The organism is Nostoc sp. (assembly GCF_036916735.1).
Classification (GTDB): Bacteria; Cyanobacteriota; Cyanobacteriia; order Cyanobacteriales; family Nostocaceae; genus Nostoc.
This window is the reverse complement of the sequence record NZ_JBALFV010000068.1, coordinates 112,742-138,589: the sequence shown is the minus strand read 5'-3', so window position 1 is coordinate 138,589 and position 25,848 is coordinate 112,742. Positions and strand designations below refer to the sequence as shown.

Sequence of the window (25,848 nt, the reverse complement as noted above, 5' to 3'; positions counted from 1 at the left end):
AAAATGGAGACGGGGTGATGAAAGTAATTTCTGCTAAGTTTGGTTTGATTGGTGGAATGCTGATATGTGGGATTTGGAGTAGTTGTGCAAATGCTCAAGTAATTACCGATGGAACTCTCAACAGCACAGTATCCCAAAGCGGCAATAACTTCACCATTACCAACGGCAGTCGTGTCGGCAACAACCTCTTTCATAGCTTCAGCCAATTCTCTATTCCTAGCAATGGTTCTGCATTCTTCAACAATGCCGCAGATGTGCAAAATATTTTTAGTCGTGTGACTGGAGGCAGTATTTCCCACATTGATGGTTTAATTACAGCCAATGGTAGCGCCAATCTTTTTTTACTCAACCCTAATGGAATCATTTTTGGTGCTAATGCCCAATTAAATATAGGCGGTTCATTAATTGCAACGACAGCTAATAGCATCAAATTTGCTGATGGAAGTGAATTTAGCGCCATTAATCCCCAAACTAACGCATTATTAAGTATCAATGTTCCCATTGGACTGCAACTAGGTAATAATCCTTCAGTGATACAAGTCCAAGGTACAGGACATTTAGATATCGAGAGCGATATTATTCCTACAATTCGCAATCCTAGCCCAACAAGATTGCAAGTACAGGCAAGAAAAACTTTGGCGTTGGTGGGTGGTAATCTCAATTTGAATGGCGCTACCTTGAGTGCCGAAACAGGGCATATAGAATTAGGTAGCCTGGGAGGTGCAGGATTAGTTAGTTTAGTGCCAACCACTCAGGGATATAAATTGGAGTATGGCAACGGGCAAAGCTTTAGTGACATTCAACTAGCACAAAAGTCACTATTAGATGTCAGTGGGGTAAATGCGGGTTCAGTTCAGCTTCAGGGACGAAATATTCACTTGAGCGATGGTTCGTTAGTTTTAGCGCAGAATTATGGAAGTCTTCCTGGTGGAGACATTCGTTTTCAAGCATCAGAAGCCATCGATATCATTGGCGGAACATCCGCTACCACAATTCGGGGTGGGATTCGCAGTAACACCTTGAGCACTGGAACTGGTGGGAATATAAGTATCATCACTCCCCGGTTAACACTCCAACAGGGTTCAGGGATAGAGAACTCAACACACGGAGTAGCTGACAGTGGCAACATTCAGATTGAAGCGTCAGCAATAGAGATGTCCGGCTTCTCACCCCTGACGCCCATTGCAACAAACATTCTCACTGGCACATACGGTACTGGGTCAGCAGGTGATATCTCTATTAATGGGGATAGATTAGTAATGTCTGATGGAGCTTTATTGACTTCATATACATATGGCAGTGGCTCTAGTGGTAAAGTGACAATTCGCAATCAAAATACCACAGTTATGGGGAAAACCCCTTTTGAAATTCCTAGTAACATTAGTATCAGTAGCTTTGCGACCGGAAATACAAAAGATTTGATACTAGATACTGGTAAGTTACAAATCTTAGATGGAGGAGCAGTTGGTTCATTAGTATTTTATGCTGGGAATGGAGGAAATGTCAGCATTAATGCTAAAGAGGCGATCACAATTAGTAGTGTCAGTCCTAACACTTACAGTAGCCTCGGTTCATCTGTCATCCGTTCAAGTCCACAACTACTTAAGTTATTGGGCTTACAGGATGTACTGACGGCAAATGCAGGTAATGTTAGCGTTACCACACCCAATTTGATCCTGACGGATGGTGGTAGTGTGAGTGTTACTAGTCAAGGTACTGGTAATAGTGGCAATCTCAACATCACCGCAAATCGCATCCAATTAAAAAATCAAGGCTCAATTCAAGCACAGACAGAATCTGGTAATGGTGGTAACATCGATTTACAAGTGAGAGATTTGTTGCTGATGCGCGATCGCAGCAATATTACTGCCACAGCAGGCGGTAATGGTAATGGAGGTAACATCAATATCAATGCACCGATCGTCGCTGGATTAGAAAACAGCAACATTATTGCTAATGCACTGCGTGGACGTGGAGGTAATATTCAAATTGCCACACAAGGGCTTTTCGGACTGAAGTTTCGTCCTCAACTGACACCAGACAATGACATCACTGCTAGTTCCGAATTTGGGGTTAGCGGCACGGTTCAAGTCAATACCATCGGCGTCGATCCAAATTCCGGTTTAGTAGAACTGCCAGCCAATGTTACCGATCCATCTCAGCAAATTACCACAGGTTGTTCGGATACTCAAGGCAGTCGGTTTGTGGCAACAGGACGGGGTGGTGTGCCGCAAAATCCCACCCAGGAAGTGAGGAGCGATCGCCCTTGGTCCGATATCCGCGATCTCAGAGCATACCGGAAACCTGGCAATACCACTGCCCAAATATCATCATCTCCAGAGGTTCTTGTCCAAGCTACTTCTTGGCACCGTAACGCCCAAGGCAAAGTTGAATTAATTGCCAATAAATCTTCTTCGAGTGTGCAACCAGCATTAACGTGTGCTGCGGTTACCAAAAGTTAATGATGTTATCAATCATGCTATTTAGCAAACTCTAACTTTAAATCCGTAAAGCAAGTTTTTGGTAATAAGAGCGATGTCTAACGACAAGCTGCCAAGCGTCTACACTTTTCTATTTATATTAGCCACTAGGTTATTAACTCAAGGAATAATGCTATCAATGGAGTCGGTATTTTAAACCTTACATCTGGAACCGGATTAAGCGGTAATATCACCCTGAATGCCACTGAAAGAATTGAAGCTATTGGAGAAAATCCCATTATTTTTAGAACCAGTGCAATATCAACAACCACTCTGAATCATGGTAATGGGGGAAACTTGATCGCGCAGCACCTCAAATAATGATGCTGGATGGAGCTAGCAAGTACAAGCTCAAACACCCCTATCTTCAAAAACTCTGATTCAAGCTACTGGTTGGCATCGTAATCCTCAGGGAAAAATTGAGTTAGTTGCAGATAAATCTTCTCCTCAGGTGCAACAACCATTAACCTGTGCTGCTGTTAAGAGGAGTTAATTATTTTGGGTCTTTGGCTTGCCGTCGCTGTCGGGAAAATATAAATCTGCATCGTGGAAAAGAAGGTGGTCATAGGTTAACCCGGAATGACACAGTATTTTTAATTGTATGTGAATTGCTCTTCAACTGATAGCTGCCATTATCAGTTGGGCATTATACATTTAGTCATTTTCTAAACACTTGTGCTGTGACTAATTTTCAAACAAACTGCTCAATAATAAATAATTATTTATGATTTTCCGAATTAAACAAACTCGTTGGCTATATGTCAGCCTCAGCATTTTCGGTTTGTGGCTAGTATTTATAATTACACCTGTAAAAGCATCTCCACCAGTAACAACCTCTGTTCTCTCTTCTGCCCAACCTGCCAACAGCCTAGAACAAGGACGGAACTTTTACCAATCGGGAAGTTTTGCAGAAGCTATTAGGGTTTGGCAAACGGCAGCACAACAATATCATACTCAAGGCGATCGCACCAACGAAGCCTTAAGTTTGAGTTACCTCTCATTGGCACAACAGGAACTTAATCAGTGGGAAGCGGCTAAACAATCTATCGAACAAAGTGTAAAAATTTTGCAAACCGCTAAACCCTCTGCCGATGCGATTATCTGGGCGCAAATACTGAATACTCAAGCAAATTTACAACTACATACAGATAAAGCTGAAACCGCTCTAGAAACTTGGCAACAAGCTCAAAAGTATTATGAGCAGGCAGGCGACAAAATGGGCAGCTTAGGCAGTCAAATTAACCAGGCACAAGCCTTACAAAGTTTAGGATTTTATCGCCGCTCGAAACAACAGTTGGAAACGCTAACCCAAAAGCTAGCAACAATGCCAGATTCGGAAATCAAAGTTAGTGGATTGCGATCGCTGGGTTTAGCTTTGCACGCCATCGGTGATAACAAAAGCCAGCAAGTTTTAGAACAAAGTTTAGCCACAGCGAACAAAATTGCCGCTAAAACCCAGCTAAGTTCTATTCTTTCGAGTCTAGGGAAAATTGCTTCTGACTTGCAAAATCCAGAAGCAGCATTAAATTATTTTGAAGATGCAGAAACAGCAGCTATGAACCCGAATGAAGCTTTACAAGCGCGTTTAGCCCATTTCAAATTATTGGTAGATTACAACAAACTAGAATATGCAATTCCTCTGGCGCCTCAATTACAACAACAGTTGTCAGAACTATCACCCAGTCATACTTCCCTTAATGCAGCGATTAATTTTGTAGCAACCTTAAATCGTTTAGAAAACCCCGATAAAGTTTTACCAAGTAAAGATTTGGCACAACTTATGGCAGACACAGTTAAGTCTGCCCAAAAAATTCAGGATGCAACCGCCCAAGCTTATGCACTGCATCAGTGGGCACAACTCTACCGTCACAAAAAACAGTGGTCTGAAGCAAAGGAATTAGCCGATAAATCCCTCAATATTGCCCGTCAACTCCAAGCTGACGATCTCATTGCTCAATCAGCATGGCAGGTGGGGCAGTTGTATAAACAACAAGGCGATCACTCCAAAGCAATTACAGCCTATACAGAAGCAATTAAGTCATTAAAGGCACTGCGAGGCGATATGGTTGCGGTTAACCCCGATATCCAATTTTCTTTCCGGGAAAGTGTAGAGCCTGTCTATCGGGAACTAGTGGGTTTACTTCTCGATGAGCAACCAACCCAGGCTGCATTGATGCAAGCGCGTGAATTGATTGAGTCACTCCAAATCGCCGAACTTGATAACTTTTTCCGTGAAGCTTGTTTAGATAAAGCCCAGCAGATTGACAAAGTTGACCCCACAGCAACGGTTATTTATCCCATTATCCTAAGCGATCGCTTAGGAGTTATTCTCTCCAAAGCTGGACAACCACTGCGTTATTATGTCACTCAAAAATCTCAAACTGAAATTGAGCAAACTTTAGATAAATTCCTAGTTGCTCTCAACCCAGTCTCAGACTCAAAAGTTCGGGAGCAATTGTCCCAGCAGATTTATGACTGGCTAATTAGGAAGGCAGAAGTAGATCAAGCATTCATTGATACTAAAACATTAGTATTTGTTTTGGATGGTCGGTTGCGGAACATTCCAATGGCAGCCCTGTATGACGGTAATCAATATCTGATTGAGAAGTATGCTGTGGCGCTCTCACCAGGATTGCAACTGATGGCGTCCCAATCACTCCAGGAAAACCACATTGATGCGATTATCGGCGGTATCAGCCAATCTCGTGCTGGTTTTAGTGCCTTGCCATCTGTGGAATCAGAAGTGAAGGAAATCTCCCAGACGGTGCCATCTTCGATGTTATTGAACCAAAAATTTACTAGTCTTGCCCTGGCCGATCATGTCAAATCCAGTAATGTTAATATTGTTCATCTAGCAACGCACGGACAGTTTAGCTCTCGGATCGAAGATACCTTTTTACTTACATGGGACGGACAACTTAATGTAAAGGAGTTATCCGAACTCCTGAAAAATCGTAGTGGTAATTCATCAAAAGCGATCGAATTATTGGTACTGAGTGCTTGCGATACCGCAATGGGAGACGATCGTGCCGTTCTTGGACTAGCAGGCTTGGCTATTAAATCCGGTGCGCGTTCCACCGTTGCCACACTTTGGCCAGTGAAAGATAAGGCAGCCCAAATACTCATGACTCACTTCTATGAGCAACTACGACAACCCAGAATCACTAAAGCTGAAGCACTACAGCAGGCACAAATTGACCTGATTCGCCAAACTGATTTCCATGACCCGTTCTTTTGGTCTGCCTTTGTTTTGGTTGGAAATTGGTTGTAATTACGTAATATTACTGCTTATTTATATATAAAAAAACATCTACTTTATGGAATTTCAACCTACATTCGTATATAAATGCTAGTAACCTTCCCTTGCCCTGGCTAGTGTTTAGAAGTATTCCCTAATTTTGTAGCACAGTTATTTAATGTATTTTCTATCACTGTTTAATGAAATGAAACCAAACACAATGAAACGTCGATATTTAACTAGTGCATTGAGCATCATCGCTCTGATAGCTAGCAGTACATGGGCTAGTACCTATGCTGTAACATTTACCCCACCTATCAAAAATGGCGCTCCAAGCCAAGCAATAGGAGGAGCATCTCGTGGCAACCTGTTTACCCCAAGCAAAGGTAACAGCGCTCCAAGCCAAGCAACAGGAGGAGCGTCCCGTGGCAACCTGTTTACCCCAAGCAAAGGTAACAGCGCTCCAAGACAAGCATCTGGAGGTGCTTCGCGTGGCGACTTGTTTACCCCAAGCAAAGGTAACAGCGCTCCAAGACAAGCATCTGGAGGTGCTTCCCGGGTTGGTAGTTACTACTTGAATCCATCAACTGTAGCAGCAGGAGGGCCCGCAGCGTTAATCGCACTTCTGCCCCAAAGCTTCTATGGCACAACAGTATCTCAACGCCCGACAATTTTGGTATACATCCCTGCTTCTAATGCAGAAGAAGCTGTATTCAGCCTCAAGGATGAAGCTGGCAATATACAGTATAAAATGACCATTCCCGTTGCTCTTAAAGCTGGGGTAATCGCAGTCAAATTACCAGCCGATGCACCCGCTTTAGCCGTTGGTAAAAACTACCAGTGGTTTTTGGCAGTGAAAGTGAACGGAACACTCGGTCCAAGTACACCTTACGTTGATGGTTGGATTGAGCGTATCCAGCCTACTGCTGAACTAGTAACAGCGATGCAGCAGAAAGATGCTTTAAAGCAAGCAACTGCTTTTGGTAAAAACGGGGTGTGGTATGACTGTGTAGCTACAATGGCTGTGCTGCATACTGCCCAACCCAGAAATGCAGCTATCATCAAGCAATGGGAAGAACTTCTTTCCTCAGTTAGCTTACAGGATATTGCAACAGTTCCCTTAGTAGCATCTGGGGATTAGGAATTAGGGATTAGGGATTGGGGATTGGGGACTTGTACTGAGCGACTTGTGCCGAGCATCTCGACTTCTCTACGAGACGCTACGCGAACGCTCGATGAAACCGGAGCCGAGGTAAGCCGAAGTATTGGGTACTGGGGATTAGGAAGAGTTTTTCTAAAACCTAATCTCCAATCCCAGACAAGTGTTAGTGGAGTCATAGCTGATGAATGCTAATCAATATTATTTAAGCCTCTGGCGAAATTATGTGGCGTAAATTCCAAGTTTTCATCCAACGCTCTGGCAGTGTTTTGATTATTAGTCCCACTATTGCTCTGACATTTATTGTTGGGCAGTCTTTGGGACTTTTTAATTTGCCTGAGTGGAAACTTCGTGATGAATGGATACGACAGCGATGCCTTCCGGCAAGCCGCTTTGCGTCTACGCAAAATACAATAGCTAACAAAATTATAATTGTCACAATTGATGAACAAGATATCCAATCAGTTGGTAAATGGCCAATTCCAGATTGGTCACTAGCGCAATTACTAGAAAAAATCCAGACGCAACAACCCCGGGCCATCGGTTTGGATCTCTATCGGGATTTGCCAGAAGGCAGTGGATACAATCAACTTGTAAAAGTCTTCCGCAACAGTGCCAATTTGATTGGCGTTGAGAAAATGACTGGAGAGCATGTCAATCCGCCACCAGAATTAAAAAAACTTGATCGAGTCGGATTAGCAGATTTGGTGTTGGATGGCGATCGCCATGTGCGTCGTGCCTTACTTACAGCAGTCGATGCCAAGGAAGAAAAAAAAATTAAAGCGGGACTGGCAACTCTTGTAGCCCTTAAGTATCTTGAAGCCGAAAAAATAACTTTAAAATCCGTTGACGAAAAGCAGCAGAAGTTTCGATTGGGCAATCAAATCTACCTGCCACTACAAAATCAAGAAGCAGGTTATTCCGATGCCGATGTCGGCGGTTATCAAATTCTGCTCAACTGGTATGGAACAGATGCGGCATTTCGCACAGTTGCGATGCGGGATGTGTTGGCAGGAAAAATTCCAGCAAACCTGATGCGCGATCGCATGGTGTTTATTGGGTCAACTGCTGCCAGTACCAATGATTTCTTTAGCACACCCTTCAGTTCCTCCTTCATTTCTGCCCAAAAACCTACACCTGGCGTTGTTATCCATGCCAATATTGCCCATCAACTAGTAGAAGGGGCAAAAACAGGGAAAGCAAATCTGCAAGGCGTTTCTGGGATGGCTGTGTCCCTCTGGATTATCTTATGGTCTTTTATTGGTTCTGGTGGTAGTTGGTATTTAGCTAGTGGGCGTACTGGGCGGCAAATTCCAGGCGGCAAAATTCTTTGGGCAACTGTAGGCATCGGTGGCGCATTCATGGGTGGTGGTTACGGGATGTTTTTGTCCGGTGTTCTGATTCCCGTAACACCTGCCTTAGCTGCGTTCATCAGTAGCGTAATTGCCACAACCAATGCCTATAAACAGCAGAAGTTAGAAGAAGCGAATCGGCAACTAGAAATTGCTAATAGTCAGCTATTAGATTATTCCAAAACCTTGGAGTTCAAAGTTAAAGAACGAACTCATCAACTGCTGGAGGCAAAGCAAGCTGCTGATGCTGCTAACGAAGCCAAGAGCGAGTTTCTGGCTAATATGAGCCATGAGCTACGCACACCGCTTAATGGCATCCTTGGTTTTGCTCAGGTGCTTGAAGCATCGCCAAACATGACAGAGAAAAACCTAGAAGGAGTCAGTATTATCTACCAGTGTGGGACACACCTTTTAATGCTAATCAATGACATTCTCGACCTTTCAAAAATTGAAGCTCGTAAATTAGAATTGGTTGCGACTAATGTACATCTGCCCACTTTATTACGTGGTGTCACCGAGATTTGCAGTATTCGAGCCGATCAGAAAGGGATTACATTTAACGTTTTGATGGGCGATCACCTACCACTTGTCATTCAAGTTGATGAAAAGCGGCTACGCCAAGTGTTGATCAACTTACTAGGCAACGCTATTAAATTTACAGACAATGGTAGCGTCACATTAAAAGTAGATGTACTGGAGGCTGGAGATACTTCTCTACGAGAGGCTCCGCCAACGACAAGCTCCCTTCCCTGCGGGACGCTACGCGAACGACAAGATCAGTGCGGCACAGTGCATCGCTGGGGGCTGGAGACTGAGGACAAGGACAATAACCAATCCCCAATCCCCAATACTTCCGCTTACCTCGGCTCCGGTTCTATCGAGCCAAGTCGAGATGCTCGGCATAAGTCGCTCAGTACAAGTCCCCAATCCCCAATCACTAAGATTCGCTTCCAGATTGAAGATACAGGTATTGGGATGTCACCAGACCAACTAGAGAAAATATTTTTGGCCTTTGAGCAAGTAGGTGAAGCTGGACGGAAATCTGAAGGTACTGGCTTGGGATTAGCAATCAGTCAAAGAATTGCGGCATTGATGGGCAGTCAAATTCAAGTGCAAAGTCATCAAGGTGAAGGCAGTCTATTTTGGTTGGATTTAACAGTACCAGTACCAGTTTCCCATGACTGGCACCCAGTAACCATTGCCTCAACCCACAAAAAAATCGTCGGGATTCGGGGTACTGCCCCTCAAATTCTGATTGTCGATGACGATCGCAACCACTGTTCTATGTTGAGTAGTCTGCTACAAGAAATCGGCTGTCGAACCTTGGAAGCAAACGACGGCAAACATGGGCTACAGATGACAACTGAACATCAGCCAGATGTGATTGTGCTTGATTTAGCCATGCCTAATATGAATGGCTTTGAGCTAATGTTTCACTTACAAGAGAATCCCCAAACTCGGATTATTCCGATTATTGTTTCTAGTGCCAGCGTATTTGAAGAAAATCGGCAACAGAGTTTACAGGCAGGAGCTACAGCATTCTTGCCTAAACCACTGCAAATTGATCAACTATTTAATGGGCTGCATTCTGCCTTCGAGGCAGCAGCAAAGCGAGCGCCATTAAAATTTGATTGGATCTATAGCCAATCTAAACCTCAGCAGTTATCTGCTAAGAATGAGCAAATAGATAATAGTGAATTAATTTTGCCATCTCAGGATATTTTGCAACAACTCTATCATCTGGCAATGATGGGAGATATTCCAGCGATTGAGGGAATTATAGGAGAGCTAATCAAGCAAGACAGTCAGTTAACTGCTTTCGCAACTGAGTTGAGCAAACTTACTGCCAACTTCCAAACCGCAAAAATCCGTAAGTTCCTAAAATCCTTTGTAGCAACGGAGTCACATCCATAATGACCGAGCCTTTTTTGAAACCAATGCATATCCTGTTGGTGGACGATAATCCAAATAATCTTAAGGTTCTATCTGAAGCGATTCAAGGATGTGGTTGGAAAGCACTCATGGCAACGGATGGAGAGTCCGCGATCGAACAAACAGAATATGCTTATCCCGATCTGATTCTTCTGGATGTAATGATGCCAGGTATGGATGGATTTGAAACTTGCCGCAGGCTGAAAGCCAATGCCATCACTCAGAACATTCCGGTCATTTTTATGACTGCCTTAACTGATGCTACAGACAAAGTGAAAGGGCTAGAAATTGGTGCAGTTGACTACATTACCAAACCCTTCCAACAGGAAGAAGTCATTGCTCGATTAAAGTTACACCTGAAAATTTCCCATCTCACCCGTACTTTAGAACAAAGAGTGCAAGAACGCACCGCAGAACTATCCCAATCTCTACAACAGTTACAACAAACCCAACTACAACTAATCCAGAGTGAGAAAATGTCCACCCTTGGACAACTTGTTGCAGGGATCGGTCATGAGATTAATAACCCAATTGGTTTTATTAGTGGAAATTGCTTTCATATTGAGGAATATGTAAAGGATCTCTTTCGTTTGGTGAATCTGCAACAGCAAAAGCTAGCACACCCAGATCCAGAAATTGAAAAACTTGTTAAAGAAATTGACTTAGAGTATATCACTGAAGATTTACCAAAAGTTCTCTTATCAATGTACCAAGGAATTGACCGTCTTAAAGATATAAGCCTTTCTTTAAGAACCTTTGCCCGATCCGATATTTCATCTAAGGTAGAGTTTCAAATCCACGAAGGAATTGATAGTACCTTAATGATATTAAAACACCGACTAAAAGACCAAGTAAACCGCCCTAAAATCGAGGTTTTCACGCAATACGGTGAGTTACCTCCAATTATTTGCTATCCCGGACAAATAAATCAGGTACTGATGAATATTATCGCCAATGCGATTGATGCATTTGATGAAGCCCATCAAATGCACTCAAATCAGGAGATAGCCGCTTGCCATAACACCATTACGATTACTACATCGGTCGATCATCAGCAAAAAACTGTTACAATTTGCATCGAAGATAATGCTTTTGGTATGCCTCCTGAGGTGCAAGCTAGAATTTTTGAGCCATCTTTTACAACTAAGCCTGTGGGTAAGGGAACTGGGCTAGGATTAGCTATCACCCACCAAATTATTGTTGATAAACACAATGGACAAATCAACTGCTTGTCAACCTCTGGTAAGGGAACAAAGTTTATTATTACTCTACCAATTTAGTTTTTACGTGAGTTCGACTTGAAAAAGGAACAAAGCTTTACAAATGACAACATAACAGTCATATCATGTTCGGATAATCACTTATGAGAAAAATTGGGATACAAACGATGAATCATGCCAAAACGAATCAGTATAGCCAAGCATTTAGATATTGCTGAGTTACAACAGCGTTACCGTCAGGCGAAAGAGGGAGTAGAAAGTCGTCAATACCAGATTATATGGTTACTAGCACAAGGAAAGTTCCTGAACTCCTATCCCTAAAACTCAAGCCAAAATGCCTGGTATATGCTTATTCACTGCTGTTCACAACCAAAGAGTGTTTTTTTATAACAAAAGTTTCTAGCTCGTCAATTTGTGTTATCTCAGGTATCTCATCATAATCAGGGATTTTCGGTAAAGCATTACCAATCATTTTTACCCAATTGATTATTGTTGTATGATGTACTTTTTTCACCCTTTCTATCGCACGGAAGCTAGACCCATTTACATACATTTCTAGACATTCACGTTTTATTTCTTCTGAATAACCAAGATTTTCGTAAAAATCGATTGGTCTGCTAGAGCGCTGGTGCTATATTGGTTATAGCGTTTTATTAACTGAGAAATCCAGATTCTCGTATATCCTGTTACTTGCGCTACCTCCTACGGTGTTTTTCCTGTAGCTAATAACCAAATTATTTGGTAATGGCTGCGTTGTGTTGCTTCTGTCGCCTGACGATAACGAGCTAATAGTTCTTCCGAACTAATGTGGAAAGCGATGTCTAGGACGGGCTACGCCTACGCAATTCGTTTGGGCATAATAGTTGGATTGATGCACTGCAACACGGATTCAATATATTCAATCTTCGATTTGTAGGGTCGTTGCGAGCAGTTCCTATAGCAGCAGTACCTGAACCTTCTCATGCATTAGGGTTGTTGGTGTTTGGAAGTTTAATTGCAGTTTCTCGTCGAAAAAAGCATAAATCCAGAGTAAATTAGTCCCTTTGGTGAAGTCAAAAATCAAAAGTCAAAAGTCAATAATTTTGAACCCATAAATAAATTTTTCATTTTTATATCTTGTGGGGTGGGCATCTAGCCATAGGTGTCAACTTAACGTATGAGCTAGATTTGGCGAACTTTCCAGGTTTGACCCTCACCCCCAACCCCTCTTCTAATATTGGGAGAGGGGAGCAAATTTTCTAGTTACCCGAATCCCAACTTGGGAGAAGGGGTTAGGGGATGAGGGCAAAACGTCCTCTCAAAGCAGATTTTTTCTTAAGTTGACACCAATGGCATCTTGCCCGCCCTAATTATGCAACTTGAATGCTGATTAGCTTACACCTACTGATTCGCTTGCTTTCGCAAACTTTCTAACGCCCCCTGCAAAAACTTACCCCATTCTGCTGCCAAAGGAATTTCTGTAAACGGAACCCGCACTGAATCAGTAGATTCTGAAAATAGAAATTCTAACTCTATACAACGACCTTTTTCTGGTATACCTTCTAAATCTACTTTTTTGTCATCTACTAAAAGATATATTTCTTTCAGATCAAGCAAAGAGAATGTTTTTAGTTTAACAGGTCCTTTCGGCGTGGGTTTTCCCCAAGTTACGTTGTTGCCTTTTTGACCTAATACAGCATAAATATCGTACTTAGCCCGTTCAAATTGCTCTGCCCAAGCGCGATAGGCTTCAACTTTTTGATATTCCTTCGAGCCTTGCCAAGCCAACCAGAAAAACATTACTAATAACGGCAACCACAAAAGACCATGTTCCATCGTTTAAAATATTCCTGAGTGAAACTTGTAACTAAAAGTGCAAAATCCACCACTAAAGGATGGAGATAAGTTATGGTAGTGAGCAAACTGGCAAAAAGCGGTGATGAGTTAATATGAGAAAACTTATATTATTGTGCTTGTTTGTCATTGGGCTAGGATCTGCGATATTTAGTTTCCTGAATTTCCAGGGATTGGCAGCGAAAGGAGAGTTTGAGACGATTTTGCTTGATTTTCGAGAAGATATTCCCTCACTTGTGGTGGAACAGGATCTGCAAGCGATCGCCAAACAATATAACGTTACACCCCAATTAGACAACAAGTTTTCCAAAAAAGATAATGTCTATATTATCAAAGGTGATCGCCAACGGCTTCAAGAACTGAAAAAATCTCAGTTTGCCCAAGCGACAGAATTCATTGAACCAAACTATATCTACAATCAGATTCCCCAACCAGGTAAAGCCGCAAGGCTTGGAGAATTTTTGAGACCCCAAGAAGATGATAATGAGACAAGCCCCTCATTAACTGGTCCTAATGACCAATATTATAGCAAGCAGTGGAACTTGCATAAAATCGGCATTGAAGGCGCATGGAGTCAAACTAAAGGCAGTGGTACCACAGTTGCAGTAATTGACACTGGGATTACCAAGGTGCGCGACTTGTTTGAGACAAAATTCGTCAAAGGCTATGATTTCGTTAACGACCGGGAAAAAGCCACAGACGATAATGGTCACGGTACTCATGTTGCCGGAACCATAGCCCAAGCCACAAATAACAAATATGGCGTAGCTGGAATTGCTTACGAAGCCAGTTTGATGCCTCTGAAGGTACTTAGTTCTTATGGTGGCGGTACTGTAGCTGATATTGCCGAAGCGATTAAATTTGCTGCTGATAAAGGCGCAAATGTGATTAATATGAGCTTAGGCGGTGGCGGTGAAAGCAAGTTGATGAAAGAAGCGATCGAGTATGCCCATAAAAAAGGCGTAGTTATCATTGCCGCAGCCGGAAATGAAAACACCAATGGGGCAAGCTATCCAGCTCGCTATCCCTACGTCATTGGCGTTTCTGCAATTGGCCCAGATGGTGAAAGAGCGCCCTATTCTAACTTTGGTGCTGGGGTAGATATCTCTGCTCCTGGTGGTAGTGAAGCTGGTAAGATTCTCCAAGAAACTATCGACGAAAAGGGCGAAGAGGTATTTTTGGGCTTCCAGGGTACAAGCATGGCTTCTCCCCACGTTGCTGGTGTTGCGGCATTAATCAAAGCTGCTGGCATCAAGGAACCAGATGAAGTTTTAAAAGTCCTCAAACAGTCAGCGCGAGTTATCCAGGATGATGGTTTGAACTATTATGGCGCTGGACAACTCAATGCAGAAGCAGCAGTCAAACTAGCCTTTAGTGGACAAATTAGTTTTCCAGATTTTTTTCGATGGTTACGAGATAACGGCTACCTTAACCCCGGCTTTTGGATTGATGGTGGTGCTGTAGCACTGTTACCGAAGATTTTAATGGTAGTTGGTTCCTATCTGCTGGCTTGGTTTTTACGGGTTTACTTCCCCTTCACTTGGAGTTGGTCTTTATTTAGTGGATTAATTGCTGGCAGTTCCGGGTTATTCTTCCTCAAAGGAATCTATATTTTTGATCTTCCCCAATGGCCTTTCCGGGTTTTGGGCAGTTCAATTCCCGAACTAGGAAATACTCTCCAGGGAACTCATGCATTAAATCCTCTATTTGCTAGCGTACTGATTCCCATTCTGTTAATGGCATTGCTGTTAGGACATCCTAGTTGGAGATGGTTTGCCATTGGTTCAACTTTAGGTGTTGCAGCCTGCTTGACAGTAAGTGCATTGTTCCATCCAGCAGTTATGGGTTTGGGAAGTGGTTACCTAGCACGCCTCTTCCTCATCGTCAATGCCTTAATCTGTTATGGACTAGCTCGTTTAGCATTGAAAAACGAAGAAAAAATAGCATAATACCGCAAGGCGGAAGTCAAAAGTTAAAAGTCAAGGCTTCGGCTTCGCTCAGCCTTGACCCTAAGTGTACTTGTACTGAGCTTGTCCTAAGCTTATCCTGAGCTTGGTCGAAGGGCGTAGTCGAAAGGCGTAGTCGTAAAGCCTGCGGCATAGCTACGCTTAGGGCGCAGCCTCTGGTAGAGTTGGACGTAGTCGAAGTAGTCGAAGGGTCAAAAGTCAAAAGTTTTGTATATTAAGGCTTTTGCTTGTTGTTTCAAATAGTAGCTTGATTTTTGGCGTGCTGTAATAAATGGGCATGCGAAAGAGGCAGAGGGACGGGGTGCCGGGGACAGAGGGGAAAACTCTTCTTCCTTGTTCCCTGCTCCCTTGCTTCTTTCCCTGCTTCCCTTACTCCCTCATTCCTTACTCACCACAATTTATGAGCATTACACTTACAGGTACAATCGAACGCCGTGATATTGGCACAGGCGCATGGGCGTTAGTCACAGAAGAGGGCGTTACTTACGAAATCCTCAGAGGGGCTGACAAAGACTTGCTCAAAGCCGGACAAAAAGCAAAAGTTAAAGGACAGGTGCGTGAAGACATCATGACAGCTGCCATGATTGGGCCTGTCCTAGAGGTCAAATCTTTTGAGGTAATTTAGTTCTGACTAGTTGGAGAATTTAGAACCTCTTGAAGACGGCTTCTAAACTCCCCTTTGGGATGACCTCCTTTTACTTCACCCACAATCTGAAATTCCCCTTCTGGGGAATTGCAGATGATGTAAGTAGGCCATCCCATTTCTGATTTATCGGGATACTGAGTTAATAAAATCTTGCGATACTTGCGGTAAGCAGCCGTATCCTGCATTTTTACATCGATAAATTCTAAACCCAGTTCTTCAGCCACCTTTTTGTCATAAAAAGACATTTTGTGGCAGATGCCGCACTCTTCTGAAGAGAACTTAATTACAGCTAAACTCATGGGTTGGTGACTCTTTGATTCTAGGCAAAGTTTTTTAACATAATGTCATGAAATCTTACCATATAGCTGGTGATTCTTGGCAAATTAATAGTCAACCCGTCACGAACCAGTAACTTTTTCTCCTTACTTGCTTGTATAGTACTCCTATTTGATTTTTGAAAAGACTCGGTATAACTCGAAAAACCTGATTCCCCACTCCCTACTCCCTACCCACGCAAAGAAGTTCAGAAACAAAATCGGATTGCTATAGTAAAGAAGGCAATTTTTTGGAAGTAAGGGTCAAAATGTAGAAAAAAAATTAAGAATTATGATTAAATATCATAGCAATCATTTTGGGATGACATCTCTAGCTCATAATAAAAAGAAAGCGAGTCAGGGATGGTGCGATCGCGATACTCAAGGTCTACCAGCAGTAGCAAAAATTATAGTGATGCACTCCAGTTATGTGGGCGATGTCTAACGATAAGCCGCTACTCGTCTAAGCTAAAAAAACCCCCAGTGGGTGTTAGCCTACTAGGGGAGTTAGTTATCAGGGTGCATCTACCAATTAAATGTTCTCAGGTTGAACACCATACTCCGGATAAATTTGTACAAAGGTCAGTTATTTTTTAAAATAAAAAAACCCCAGTTGGTGTTAACCTAACTAGGGGAGTGAGTTATCAGGGTGCATCTACCACTAATGTTTTCTAGGGGCAGTCAGTACCTTCCGGAGAAAATCGTCAACCCCTTCCCTACGAGACGCACTCGCGAACGGGGAAGTCACGCATTCACGCATTTACGCATTCAATAATTTTGAACCCATAAATAAATTTACTTGCTCTGTAACAATGAGCTTCGGCAAAGACACTCCGCCTTTGCGCTGTATTTCTTGCGCTGTGCAACTCGTTATACATTTTTTATTTTCCATAAATAAATTTACTTGCTCTGTACCTTTTTCTTTCTGGTCAAAATCTGGAAAAATAGAAATGTCTAGAACACGCTACGCCTACGCAACTAAAAAAAAACCCCCAGTGGGTTTTAGCCAACTAGGGGAGTGAGTTATCAGGGTGCATCTATTAATAATCTTTTCAACAGTAAATGGGTCGCTACCGGATAAATTAGCAGAGGTTGAATTTGTTAGTGTTTGTTTATCAAAGAAAAATCTCAGAGGGGTTAATTATCAGGACTAATTTGCCAATTAAATAATTGGTGTGCTGGCTTAAATCATGGGTGTGTCAGCCCCTTCTATTGTTTACGAGAGGCTAAACGAACGGGGAAGTCAAAAGTCAAGCATGATTGTTGCTTTAGGGCTTACGCACAAGAGATTCCCCAAACTCCTGCAAAAGTTCCCTTTTAGCGTAGCTATAGTAACATAGGAATGCGTAGGGTATGGAACAACTAAAAGGGTTCCCAACTTGTCCCCCAACTCTTAAAGCTTGCTAGCAAGAGCGTCTTTGAACAGCAAAAGCAATTGGCGTAAGCTTTTTTAAATATAGGTTTCAGGCTTTTAGTGCGTAAGTTTTGTACTTACTTCCTTCATAAAAAACCCCCAGTGGGTGTTAGCCAACCAGGGGAGCTAGTTATCAGGGTGCATCTACCAATTAAATGTTCTAGGTTTAACCACCATGCTCCGGATAAATTTCTGAAAAAATTCATTCTTCTCGTGTGTCAAAAAAACAAGAGTGGATATTAACTGAATTAGGGGAGTTAAACCAATTCGCAATTTGCAATACTTCTCTACGAGAGGCTACGCCCTAAGCGTAGCTATGCCGCAGGCTTTACGGCTACGCCCTTCGACTACGCTCAGGACAAGCTCAGTATAAGTTCGCAATGACGCTCGTTCCTCTCTACGAGACGCTGCACGAACGCTACGCTAACGTAATTACGTTTTGTGACGGGGATTTAAACCAATACGGTTCACTTAAGGCTAAAACTCTTTTTTTTGTAGACACGTAGTGGCTTGCCGCAGGCTACTGCATGCAGAGGCGCAGAGGACACAGAGAAGAGAGAAACATAAGGAAGAAATGCTTAATTGAACTGTATTAGGATTTAGACTTCAACACAAAACGCGCTGCCTACAAAGGCAGGGAACTTAAACTCCTAAACTAGCTTAAAAATCAAGGGACATCCTATCTACTAATCAAGTATTCTAGGGTTAAGCACTATTTTCTGGTCGAGAATATCTGCGTCAGAAGTTGCTGTTGTTTGCCAAAATAAAAAAACCCCCAGTGGGTTTTAGCCAACTAGGGGAGTTGAAGATCAAGGTGCATCTACCAATTAAGTGTTCTAGTCGCAAGTAATCCGATCCGGATAAAGTTGTAAAGGCAGAAAAAGCAAAACAACTAGAATCAGAAACATTCAGAGGTGGGATGCATCTAAGTTATCAAAGGGAGCGGAAAATCGACTTGAAACTTTCGCGTTTCAAACCAGATTTAGGAGGCGGACAGGAGAAACTGTGACCCAGGAATTCCACATTTCGGTAACTCCTGTAGGGCGAAATGACTATTTGGTGCGGACGGAACAAGTCGCGCCTGGAGTACCATTGGCAGAAGAATTGGTGACTTGGCCTGTAACTGATTGGTTGATAACTGCTGGGCATTTGATGAATGATCCATTGAAGTCGGTATTACAGGGAGATTTATTTACCTCTGGCGGACACGAAAGCGATATTGCCAGAAACTCTGTTAATTTGGTGGCGTTGGGTCAACAATTTTATAACGCTCTATTTCAAGGCACTCTCAGGGATAGTTGGATTACTGCTCAAGGTATTGCCCAGAACCATCAACAAGTACTACGCTTGCGCTTGGGGCTAAAAGACACTAGATTAGCTCGTCTGCCTTGGGAAGTGATGCACGCAGGCGATCGCCCTTTGGCTACCGGGCCTTATGTCGCTTTTTCTCGCTTCCAAAGTGGAGTTTTGGGAGTTTCCGCTTTGCGATCCCTGCGGGGGGCTACGCCTACGCAAAATATGCCCACACCACTACAACAAGGTAGTGTAAAAGTATTGATGGTAATTGCTTCCCCCTCAGATCAAGTCCGTCTTGACTTACAGACACAGGAAGCTATCAAACTGCAAGCAGAACTTCACCGTACACCACGTATTGGTGAAAATAGCAATCGTTTCCCAGAAATTGAACTCACTGTGTTAGATCAACCAGGGCGGGAAGAACTGACGCAAGCTCTAGAACAAGGCAGATACCATGTTCTTCACTACTCTGGTCATAGTAACTTAGGTTCCAATGGCGGAGAAATTTATCTTGCTAGTCGCAGAACTGGCTTAACGGAAATCTTGACTGGGGACGATCTAGCTGGTTTGCTCGTCAACAATAACATCCAAATGGCAGTGTTTAACTCCTGCTTGGGGGCGTACACACCTGCATCCGATCCCTCTGGAGATACTGGGGAACGAAATCTGGCAGAAAGTCTGGTAAAGCGCGGAATTAGAAGCGTTTTAGCTATGTCAGAACGGATTCCTGATGAAGTGGCACTGACGCTAACACAATTGTTTTACCGCAACTTGAGTCAAGGATATCCAGTGGATTTGTGCGTCAGTCGGGTACGCCAAGGATTAATTTCTGCTTATGGTTCTCACCAGATGTACTGGGCATTACCGATTTTATATCTCCAGCCAGAATTTGACGGTTTTCTGAGCCAAGAAACTGAGTTATCAGAAAGTGCAAAGTCGCCCAACCAGTATGGTTCGCCTTTAGGTATAACTTCCGCAATGTACTCTGCTATGGCAGACGATAGCGAGATGGCTTTAGGAATGGAGGATATGATTCCTTCTGATTTGGCGCGTGATTCTGGGTTGGACTGGCTAGGTGAAGATACTTGGGGCGATCTTGTTGATGAAATTGAGTATGATGACCCAAGCTATGCAGAAGATTCTGCGATAGTTTCAGATTTATTTCGTCAGCTAGATAACCAAAAAGCTCCAACTGAACTAAATCAACAAATTTCAGAAAATAGTCTTGAGCAAAGCCACGTTTTTGAAGAAATGGCTTCTTCGCAAGAGGAAGCAGATTTGTGGGGAGAAGCCCCAGCACTGCCACCTCAAACTTCTGGGAACTTGGCAGGAAATTGGCAAAATTCTGCTGATTTTTTGCGTAGGCACAGCCCGTCGCAGGCATCGCAACCAGCCTCACCAACACCTCGTATCCGTCGCCGCAAGCTGTGGCCGATTGTGGGTATTGTGGGAATTAGTACCTTAGTAGCTGCGATCAGTTTAAATTGGTGGTGGCAAAATCGACCCCAGCAGCCAATTCTGCCTAACATCCCAGTAATTCCCACCCAGTCTTTACCCATTAAAAAGCAGCAAAATACCGACTTACAGGCAGCAGAAACTGGAATTGTTACCGCCACTGCTACAGAAGAATTGAGCCAAGGCGACTTGCAAAATGGGTTATTGGCTGTAGAAGAACTACTCAATCGTGGCGCACTGACTGGGGCTGAAACTGCCCTGAAACTAATTTCAAGTAAACAAGCTGACGATCCATCGGTGAACTTTTACAAGGGACGATTAGCGTGGCAGTCTATCCAAGCCGGAAACAATAACTATAGCGTCGATGATGCCCGCCGTTACTGGGAAACTGCTGCAAAAGCTAACTCAGAATCGCTTTTGTATAATAACGCTTTGGGATTTGCTTACTACACTGAAGGCGATCTAAATCGAGGTAATGACTCTTGGTTCAAGGCTTTGAATTTAGCTCTTAAAAAGCAGAACATAAACTCAACATCTACAAAGACAGCAGTGCCTCAAGATGCTTTAACTTCTTATGCAGGTTTGGCTCTCGGACTGTATAAATCTGCACTGAGTCAATCTAATGGTAAGCAGACACAATATTTGAATGAAGCGATAAAGTTGCGACAATTGGTAATTAAATCTGATCCAGTCAACTTCCAGGTAGATAAATTAGCTAAAAATTGGCTGTGGACGGAGAAGGCGATTGAAGATTGGCGATCGCTCCTTCAGGAGAAAGGCGAAGAACAGTAAGATGTTGTGGTAAGTAAGTCGGTACAATAAAACCAAATTGTGTGAAGAAAAGTAAACAAGGCTCAAACTCTTGTTCCCCCTGCCCCCTGCCCGGTTGTTGAATCTCGACTTCGCGGCAGTTGAGCGTAGCCGAAACTCGATTGCCGCGTAGTCGAAACACTGCCCCCTGCCTTATTCCAACGATAATTATTTACGCCGACCTACTTAGTGCGATCGCTTGTAACTGTAAATGAAAATAAAAATATTATATTAAGAAAAAATACATATTTAAATTTGACTAAACCATTTCAGACAATTTTTACTGAACACAGAGTACTTTGGGCTGTTTTACTCCTTAGTGCAGCACTGGTGGTAACCTTAGCGCTGTCGCTTTCTCAAGGAGCAGTACCTTTAAGTATGTCGGAATTTTGGCAAGCCATTTTCCGCAAAGGCGATTCGGTTAAACAGACAATTCTCTGGGATTTGCGTCTCCCGCGCATTACAGCTGCTCTGATTGTCGGCGCAGCGTTGGGAATGTCAGGAGCATTATTGCAAGGAATGTTACGCAATAGTCTTGCCGATCCATTTATTTTGGGCATTTCAGCAGGTGCAGGATTAATTGTAATTCTGATGATTGTGTGGCAAATATTCCCAATCGCAATTCCTTTAGCTGCGTGGATAGGAGCTATTTTAACTTCTGCGATCGTTATTTTGCTCGGTCGTGCAGGATCGGGAATTTCAGTTGAGCGGTTAATTTTAGGTGGAGTGGCGGTAAGTTCATTATTAGGTGCTGTACAAAGTACATTGCTGCTTTTAGCTGAAGATGGTCAAATTCAAATTGCGCTAAGTTGGCTGGTTGGTAGTCTTAATGGACGGGGTTGGCAAGAAATTGCTACGACTGGCCCTTATATCATCGTTGCATTGATCGGCGGATGCTTGCTGGCGCGATCAGTAAATGTGCTGGCTTTGGGGGATGATTTGGCTGTGGGTTTGGGGGTTTCGTTGACGCGATCGCGCCTGTTAATTGGTGGTGTCGCCACTTTATTAGCCGCAGGTGCAGTCAGCATCAGTGGCTTGATTGGATTTGTTGGTCTTGTTGTCCCTCACGGTGTCCGCCTGATCGTTGGTACAGATCATCGGTTTGTTTTGCCACTTTCCGCCCTTGCAGGGGCATGGTTACTAACTTTTGCAGATTTACTATCTAGACTAGGAGCAGTAGAACTACCAGTAGGTTCCGTCACTGCGTTGTTAGGTTCACCATTATTTATCTGGTTACTTTATCGTCGTTCTGCTGGGTTTAATAAATTGTAAAAGGGACTGGGGATTAGGGACTTGTACTGCCCTTCGACTACGCTCAGGAACCGCGACTTGTGCCGAGCGAAGTCGAGGTAAACCGAAGTATTGGGCATTGGGTTATCAAACGAAAAATTATGTCTGAGGCTTTAACCCCAAACATATTTTGGAATGTTTTCCCAGTACCCAGTCCCTTTTACTTTCTGGAGATGTCTAATATTTTTAATAGCATTTAGCTAAGTCTGCTCATTTTGCTCTGCTCCTGCAACAATAAAAATTGCTGGTGTATTCACTACAACAGCAACAAGCAGAATGATCAGTTTTGGTTTATTTACTTCCTAATATTTTAACATGGACAAGGTATTTTTTATTTGAAGCGATATCAAATATCATGTCCAGGTTAAGAAATTGACTTGGATAACAGAGTTTTTACTTGAACCCAAGCGTATTGAACTATAGTTAAAAAGTTTCCTACTACTTAACTTTCACTTGATGTATAGGACTCCGATTTAATTTTTGAAAACATACTGAGGCTGAAAAGTCCGTTTAAGCAGGATTTCAGATAAAATTGTGTTCATAAATGACACAGGAGTCCTATATAAAGTTTTGCAATGGGATATTTTGGTAAACTCGATGATACATGAGCCACCTAATTTCTATCCCCCACTTGCATTTATACCAATTACTCCCATGATTATTAAGGCGATAGAAATGAGCTTGATAAGTGTGGCAGATTCACGAAACCAGATAATACCAATAATAGCAATTAAGACAGTTCCCAATCCAGCCCAAACAGAATAAGCTACACTCACTTCAATTTTCTTGAGAGCAAGGGTCAAAAAAGCAAAACAAAGTCCATAAAAAACAGCTATGAATATGGAAGGGCCTACTTTAGTAAATCCTTGTGATAACTTCATGCAAGTTGTGCCTGAAACTTCAAATAGAATTGCGGCGATAAGGTAAATCCAACCTGTTGACATATTTGTTATCAGCATTTTGTGAAGAATATGTTTTTATTTTATCTCTGTAAAATAAAAAATACTGCAAATCGAATTATTATCATTATTCGCATGAATCTACTCAATATTTGTAGGATACGCTACGGGTTGGAAGCTTTATGTGTAAGGGCATAGGTGACACTTGTACCAACATTTTAAATAGAATTGCTATATTTCAAGTCTGCTTTTGCCGAACTTACCGAACTCCAATAGTTCAGTTTACCGTATATTTCTAATAAGGACATTTCTAGTTCGGTAATCATCAGTAATCAGGTGATAAAAACCGAATTTACCTCACTTTTATTTTTAAATACTATAAAAACATAGAAAGGAATCAAATCTTCCAATCCTTAAACAGTAAAGATAGTGATTATCCAAGGTAGAAATATGACATTAGTACGTTTGAACCCCTGGCAAGAATTTAACGCGATACAACGTCAAATCAATCGCTTATTTGATGAAGATACTTTGCCAACTGCATTTTTAGATAGAGGTTTATCCAAAGTTCCGGCTGCTGAGTTAAAAGAAACTGAAGATGCAATTCATCTGAAACTAGAACTTCCGGGAATTGAAGCTAAAGACTTGGATTTACAAGTTACAGAAAAAGCTGTGTACCTGAGCGGTGAGCGGAAGTCTGAAGCAAAATCTGAGGATAAAGGTACAATTAAAAGCGAATTCCATTATGGTAAATTCCAACGTGTAATTCCTTTACCTGCTCGGATTCAAAATACCAATGTTACAGCAGATTATAAAGATGGTATCTTGAACCTGACGCTACCTAAAGCTGAAGAAGAAAAGAATAAAGTTGTCAAAGTTAATCTAGCATCATCTGGCTAATTCCAGCTTAATATCTGCTAGCTATCTAAACTAAATAAAAAGCGCTCTCCAAAAGGTGAGCGCTTTTTAGCGTGAATTACTCAGCCTATACAGATTTATTAGGAAAGTGCAAAATTTTAAATCTTTTACAGTGTGTTATACACTAATCCAGATTTTAGGTGCGCTAGGAGGAATATTATAATGCACCCGATAAAACTTGCTCTTGATTAAATCCACATTTCTTAGTTAAGCGTTAAGCGCTTCTTCTTGATGGGTTTCGATAACGCAATCAGAAGTGGGGCGGGCAACGCAGGTAAGAACCCATCCTTCGTCAATTTGATCGTTGTCTAAGAAGTTCTGATCTGATTGGTCAACTGTACCTGAAATCAGCTTCCCGGTACAGGTAGAGCAAGAACCAGCGTTACAGGAATAGGGCAAGTCAAGCCCATTTTCCTCGTTAGCGATCTCTAGGATGTACTCATCATCAGGGACTTCAATTACGTGTTCACCTGCATTTTCTTCACCTTCTGGGATACGTAATGTAACCTTGTAAGTTGCCATGTAAAAATTCCTAGCTAAATATAAACTCCATTTTCGATACTACGGGTTTATGTGCAGCTAGTCTAGAGTTTATTGTGGTTGATTTATTTACATTCTTAAGCGCTTAGTGTGAACTGGAAGTTAAAGCAAAAAATTCTGCGATCGCTTCAGCAAATCCCTCAAATGAACTATAATCTTTAGCCACGATGGAAACATTCACACCTAACTTTCGTGTATTAGCAGTTGTATAAGGGCCAAAACATGCAACTATACAGCTTTTATAATCGCTTTGCGAGTTGAACATTGTTAAAAAGCTTTCTACTTCTGCCGTGCTACTAAAGGCAATTACATCGATTATTCCTTGACGAATCAAATTTAATTCAATACTGTAGATACTTGTGTTTAAACCCTGTGTAATATAGCTAGGTACACTAGTTACTTCTATACCCAATTGCTGCAAATCTGTAATCAAATTGGGTATAACATCAGGCTCAGGTAAACCAATAACTTCTGGAGCCGGGATCAGCACTTTTTTATTGTGAATTTCTGGTAATTTCGCTAGTTCTACTACAATTCCGGCTGGGCTAGATTCTGCGGGGATTAAATCGACTTTGCCACAAAAAGATGATAAGCTTTCTGCATCTTTTCCTAAAGCACATAATTGGCATTTTTCTAGTACAGATACGGGAATATCTAAATCATTCATTCGCTGAAAAAACGCAGTAATGCCATTTCTACTGGTGAAGACAATCCAATCAAATTCCTCTATGCGACCTAGAGCAACATCTAACTTAGTGTAGTTTGATAAATAGCAGGTTTCGATAGTAGGCATAAAAACAGGTAAACCACCTTGTTTGATGATTTGTTTAGCTAACCTATAAGCATAATTTCTCGGTGCTGTGATTAAAATTCTCTTGCCATATAGAGGTAATTCTCTAGATGGAGTCAGCAGGTCGATTTCTGTTGATTGGATGTGCATTTGTTTATCTGTCATTTCATTGCTATTCGACCTTAGAACGCAATACGCTTGGTGTTCGTGATATTTTGCCCATATTTTTGTAACGATTCAGGTGGCTCATCAGCAATAACAGAAATAGACTGGATTTAGCATATAATCTGATAAT

The 25,848-nt window shown here is 42.2% G+C and carries 18 protein-coding genes and 2 pseudogenes; 13 read left to right on the top strand and 7 right to left on the bottom strand.

Features of this window, described 5'->3' with window-relative positions; translation table 11 throughout:
• The first annotated feature begins 17 nt into the window (after positions 1-17).
• From V7L20_RS16260 to V7L20_RS16250, 3 genes are all read left to right on the top strand, one after another.
• Positions 18-2,462, top strand: a complete 2,445-nt coding sequence (locus tag V7L20_RS16260) for an S-layer family protein (protein WP_334745072.1) — start codon at positions 18-20, stop codon at positions 2,460-2,462.
• Between the two features lie 742 nt (positions 2,463-3,204).
• The gene (locus V7L20_RS16255; RefSeq protein WP_334745071.1) at positions 3,205-5,751 is read left to right on the top strand and encodes a CHAT domain-containing protein; all 2,547 of its coding nucleotides are present in this window, start codon (positions 3,205-3,207) and stop codon (positions 5,749-5,751) included.
• Positions 5,752-5,938: 187 nt separating this feature from the next.
• Positions 5,939-6,859 (top strand): DUF928 domain-containing protein, encoded by a 921-nt coding sequence (locus V7L20_RS16250; protein ID WP_334745070.1) that lies wholly within the window; start codon positions 5,939-5,941, stop codon positions 6,857-6,859.
• On the opposite strand, the gene V7L20_RS16245 is transcribed toward V7L20_RS16250, so the two are convergent.
• Positions 6,856-7,056 (bottom strand): hypothetical protein, encoded by a 201-nt coding sequence (locus tag V7L20_RS16245; protein ID WP_334745069.1) that lies wholly within the window; start codon positions 7,054-7,056, stop codon positions 6,856-6,858. The two genes, V7L20_RS16250 and V7L20_RS16245, sit on opposite strands and share 4 nt — an antisense overlap.
• A gap of 45 nt (positions 7,057-7,101) precedes the next feature.
• Between V7L20_RS16245 and V7L20_RS16240 the strand changes: the two genes are divergently transcribed.
• The 3 genes and pseudogenes from V7L20_RS16240 to V7L20_RS16230 all read left to right on the top strand — a co-directional run.
• Positions 7,102-10,143 (top strand): CHASE2 domain-containing protein, encoded by a 3,042-nt coding sequence (locus V7L20_RS16240; RefSeq protein ID WP_334745068.1) that lies wholly within the window; start codon positions 7,102-7,104, stop codon positions 10,141-10,143.
• The gene (locus V7L20_RS16235; RefSeq protein WP_442943560.1) at positions 10,143-11,441 is read left to right on the top strand and encodes a hybrid sensor histidine kinase/response regulator; all 1,299 of its coding nucleotides are present in this window, start codon (positions 10,143-10,145) and stop codon (positions 11,439-11,441) included. The genes V7L20_RS16240 and V7L20_RS16235 overlap by 1 nt, the downstream gene beginning before the upstream one ends.
• A 114-nt stretch (positions 11,442-11,555) precedes the next feature.
• Positions 11,556-11,681: pseudogene (locus V7L20_RS16230) on the top strand (IS630 family transposase); the annotation flags it as partial.
• 27 nt (positions 11,682-11,708) lie between these two features.
• On the opposite strand, the pseudogene V7L20_RS16225 reads toward V7L20_RS16230, so the two are convergent.
• Positions 11,709-11,991: pseudogene (locus V7L20_RS16225) on the bottom strand (IS1 family transposase); the annotation flags it as partial.
• 311 nt (positions 11,992-12,302) lie between these two features.
• On the opposite strand from V7L20_RS16225, the gene V7L20_RS16220 reads away from it, so the two are divergent.
• A complete protein-coding gene (locus tag V7L20_RS16220) occupies positions 12,303-12,419 on the top strand; it encodes a PEP-CTERM sorting domain-containing protein (protein WP_334745067.1) in 117 nt (38 codons plus the stop codon).
• 342 nt (positions 12,420-12,761) lie between these two features.
• Here V7L20_RS16220 and V7L20_RS16215 read toward each other — a convergent pair whose 3' ends face one another.
• Positions 12,762-13,196: a hypothetical protein gene (locus V7L20_RS16215; RefSeq protein ID WP_334745066.1), complete on the bottom strand. Its 435-nt coding sequence runs from the start codon at positions 13,194-13,196 to the stop codon at positions 12,762-12,764.
• A gap of 113 nt (positions 13,197-13,309) precedes the next feature.
• On the opposite strand from V7L20_RS16215, the gene V7L20_RS16210 reads away from it, so the two are divergent.
• Positions 13,310-15,163, top strand: a complete 1,854-nt coding sequence (locus V7L20_RS16210; RefSeq protein ID WP_334745065.1) for a S8 family peptidase — start codon at positions 13,310-13,312, stop codon at positions 15,161-15,163.
• Between the two features lie 418 nt (positions 15,164-15,581).
• Positions 15,582-15,806 carry a hypothetical protein gene (locus V7L20_RS16205; protein WP_109008009.1) on the top strand — a complete coding sequence of 75 codons (225 nt, stop codon included), beginning with the start codon at positions 15,582-15,584 and terminating at the stop codon, positions 15,804-15,806.
• On the opposite strand, the gene V7L20_RS16200 is transcribed toward V7L20_RS16205, so the two are convergent.
• Complete coding sequence (locus V7L20_RS16200; RefSeq protein ID WP_334745064.1) at positions 15,803-16,126, bottom strand: thioredoxin family protein; 324 nt, start codon at positions 16,124-16,126, stop codon at positions 15,803-15,805. The two genes, V7L20_RS16205 and V7L20_RS16200, sit on opposite strands and share 4 nt — an antisense overlap.
• Positions 16,127-16,433: 307 nt before the next feature.
• Between V7L20_RS16200 and V7L20_RS16195 the strand changes: the two genes are divergently transcribed.
• The 3 genes from V7L20_RS16195 (at position 16,434) to V7L20_RS16185 (ending at position 22,388) form a co-directional block, all read left to right on the top strand.
• On the top strand, positions 16,434-16,586 hold the full coding sequence (locus V7L20_RS16195) for a hypothetical protein (RefSeq protein ID WP_334745063.1): 153 nt from the start codon (positions 16,434-16,436) through the stop codon (positions 16,584-16,586).
• A 1,974-nt stretch (positions 16,587-18,560) separates the two neighbouring features.
• A complete protein-coding gene (hetF, locus tag V7L20_RS16190; RefSeq protein WP_334745062.1) occupies positions 18,561-21,098 on the top strand; it encodes a cell division protein HetF in 2,538 nt (845 codons plus the stop codon).
• A 273-nt stretch (positions 21,099-21,371) separates the two neighbouring features.
• Entirely contained in the window at positions 21,372-22,388 is a 1,017-nt protein-coding gene (locus V7L20_RS16185; RefSeq protein WP_334745061.1) for a FecCD family ABC transporter permease, read from the top strand.
• Positions 22,389-23,026: 638 nt separating this feature from the next.
• Here the strand turns inward: V7L20_RS16185 and V7L20_RS16180 are convergent.
• Positions 23,027-23,350, bottom strand: coding sequence for a DMT family transporter (locus V7L20_RS16180; RefSeq protein ID WP_334745060.1), 324 nt, complete (start codon positions 23,348-23,350; stop codon positions 23,027-23,029).
• Between the two features lie 405 nt (positions 23,351-23,755).
• On the opposite strand from V7L20_RS16180, the gene V7L20_RS16175 reads away from it, so the two are divergent.
• Positions 23,756-24,205, top strand: coding sequence for an Hsp20/alpha crystallin family protein (locus V7L20_RS16175; protein WP_334745059.1), 450 nt, complete (start codon positions 23,756-23,758; stop codon positions 24,203-24,205).
• Positions 24,206-24,430: 225 nt separating this feature from the next.
• Here the strand turns inward: V7L20_RS16175 and V7L20_RS16170 are convergent, their stop codons facing one another.
• Together V7L20_RS16170 and V7L20_RS16165 are read right to left on the bottom strand one after the other, a co-directional pair.
• Positions 24,431-24,745 carry a ferredoxin gene (locus tag V7L20_RS16170; protein ID WP_334745058.1) on the bottom strand — a complete coding sequence of 105 codons (315 nt, stop codon included), beginning with the start codon at positions 24,743-24,745 and terminating at the stop codon, positions 24,431-24,433.
• Positions 24,746-24,848: 103 nt separating this feature from the next.
• Positions 24,849-25,718 (bottom strand): uroporphyrinogen-III synthase, encoded by an 870-nt coding sequence (locus tag V7L20_RS16165; RefSeq protein WP_334745057.1) that lies wholly within the window; start codon positions 25,716-25,718, stop codon positions 24,849-24,851.
• Positions 25,719-25,848: the final 130 nt, after the last annotated feature.

What these genes read in the sequence shown, in the direction of transcription:
- V7L20_RS16260 (WP_334745072.1), top strand. Translation starts at nt 18, where the DNA reads ATGAAAGTAATTTCTGCTAAGTTTGGTTTGATTGGTGGAATGCTGATA.
- V7L20_RS16255 (WP_334745071.1), top strand. Translation starts at nt 3,205, where the DNA reads ATGATTTTCCGAATTAAACAAACTCGTTGGCTATATGTCAGCCTCAGC.
- V7L20_RS16250 (WP_334745070.1), top strand. Translation starts at nt 5,939, where the DNA reads ATGAAACGTCGATATTTAACTAGTGCATTGAGCATCATCGCTCTGATA.
- V7L20_RS16245 (WP_334745069.1), bottom strand. Translation starts at nt 7,056, where the DNA reads ATGACTCCACTAACACTTGTCTGGGATTGGAGATTAGGTTTTAGAAAA.
- V7L20_RS16240 (WP_334745068.1), top strand. Translation starts at nt 7,102, where the DNA reads ATGTGGCGTAAATTCCAAGTTTTCATCCAACGCTCTGGCAGTGTTTTG.
- V7L20_RS16235 (WP_442943560.1), top strand. Translation starts at nt 10,143, where the DNA reads ATGACCGAGCCTTTTTTGAAACCAATGCATATCCTGTTGGTGGACGAT.
- V7L20_RS16215 (WP_334745066.1), bottom strand. Translation starts at nt 13,196, where the DNA reads ATGGAACATGGTCTTTTGTGGTTGCCGTTATTAGTAATGTTTTTCTGG.
- V7L20_RS16210 (WP_334745065.1), top strand. Translation starts at nt 13,310, where the DNA reads ATGAGAAAACTTATATTATTGTGCTTGTTTGTCATTGGGCTAGGATCT.
- V7L20_RS16205 (WP_109008009.1), top strand. Translation starts at nt 15,582, where the DNA reads ATGAGCATTACACTTACAGGTACAATCGAACGCCGTGATATTGGCACA.
- V7L20_RS16200 (WP_334745064.1), bottom strand. Translation starts at nt 16,126, where the DNA reads ATGAGTTTAGCTGTAATTAAGTTCTCTTCAGAAGAGTGCGGCATCTGC.
- V7L20_RS16195 (WP_334745063.1), top strand. Translation starts at nt 16,434, where the DNA reads ATGATTAAATATCATAGCAATCATTTTGGGATGACATCTCTAGCTCAT.
- V7L20_RS16180 (WP_334745060.1), bottom strand. Translation starts at nt 23,350, where the DNA reads ATGTCAACAGGTTGGATTTACCTTATCGCCGCAATTCTATTTGAAGTT.
- V7L20_RS16175 (WP_334745059.1), top strand. Translation starts at nt 23,756, where the DNA reads ATGACATTAGTACGTTTGAACCCCTGGCAAGAATTTAACGCGATACAA.
- V7L20_RS16170 (WP_334745058.1), bottom strand. Translation starts at nt 24,745, where the DNA reads ATGGCAACTTACAAGGTTACATTACGTATCCCAGAAGGTGAAGAAAAT.
- V7L20_RS16165 (WP_334745057.1), bottom strand. Translation starts at nt 25,718, where the DNA reads ATGACAGATAAACAAATGCACATCCAATCAACAGAAATCGACCTGCTG.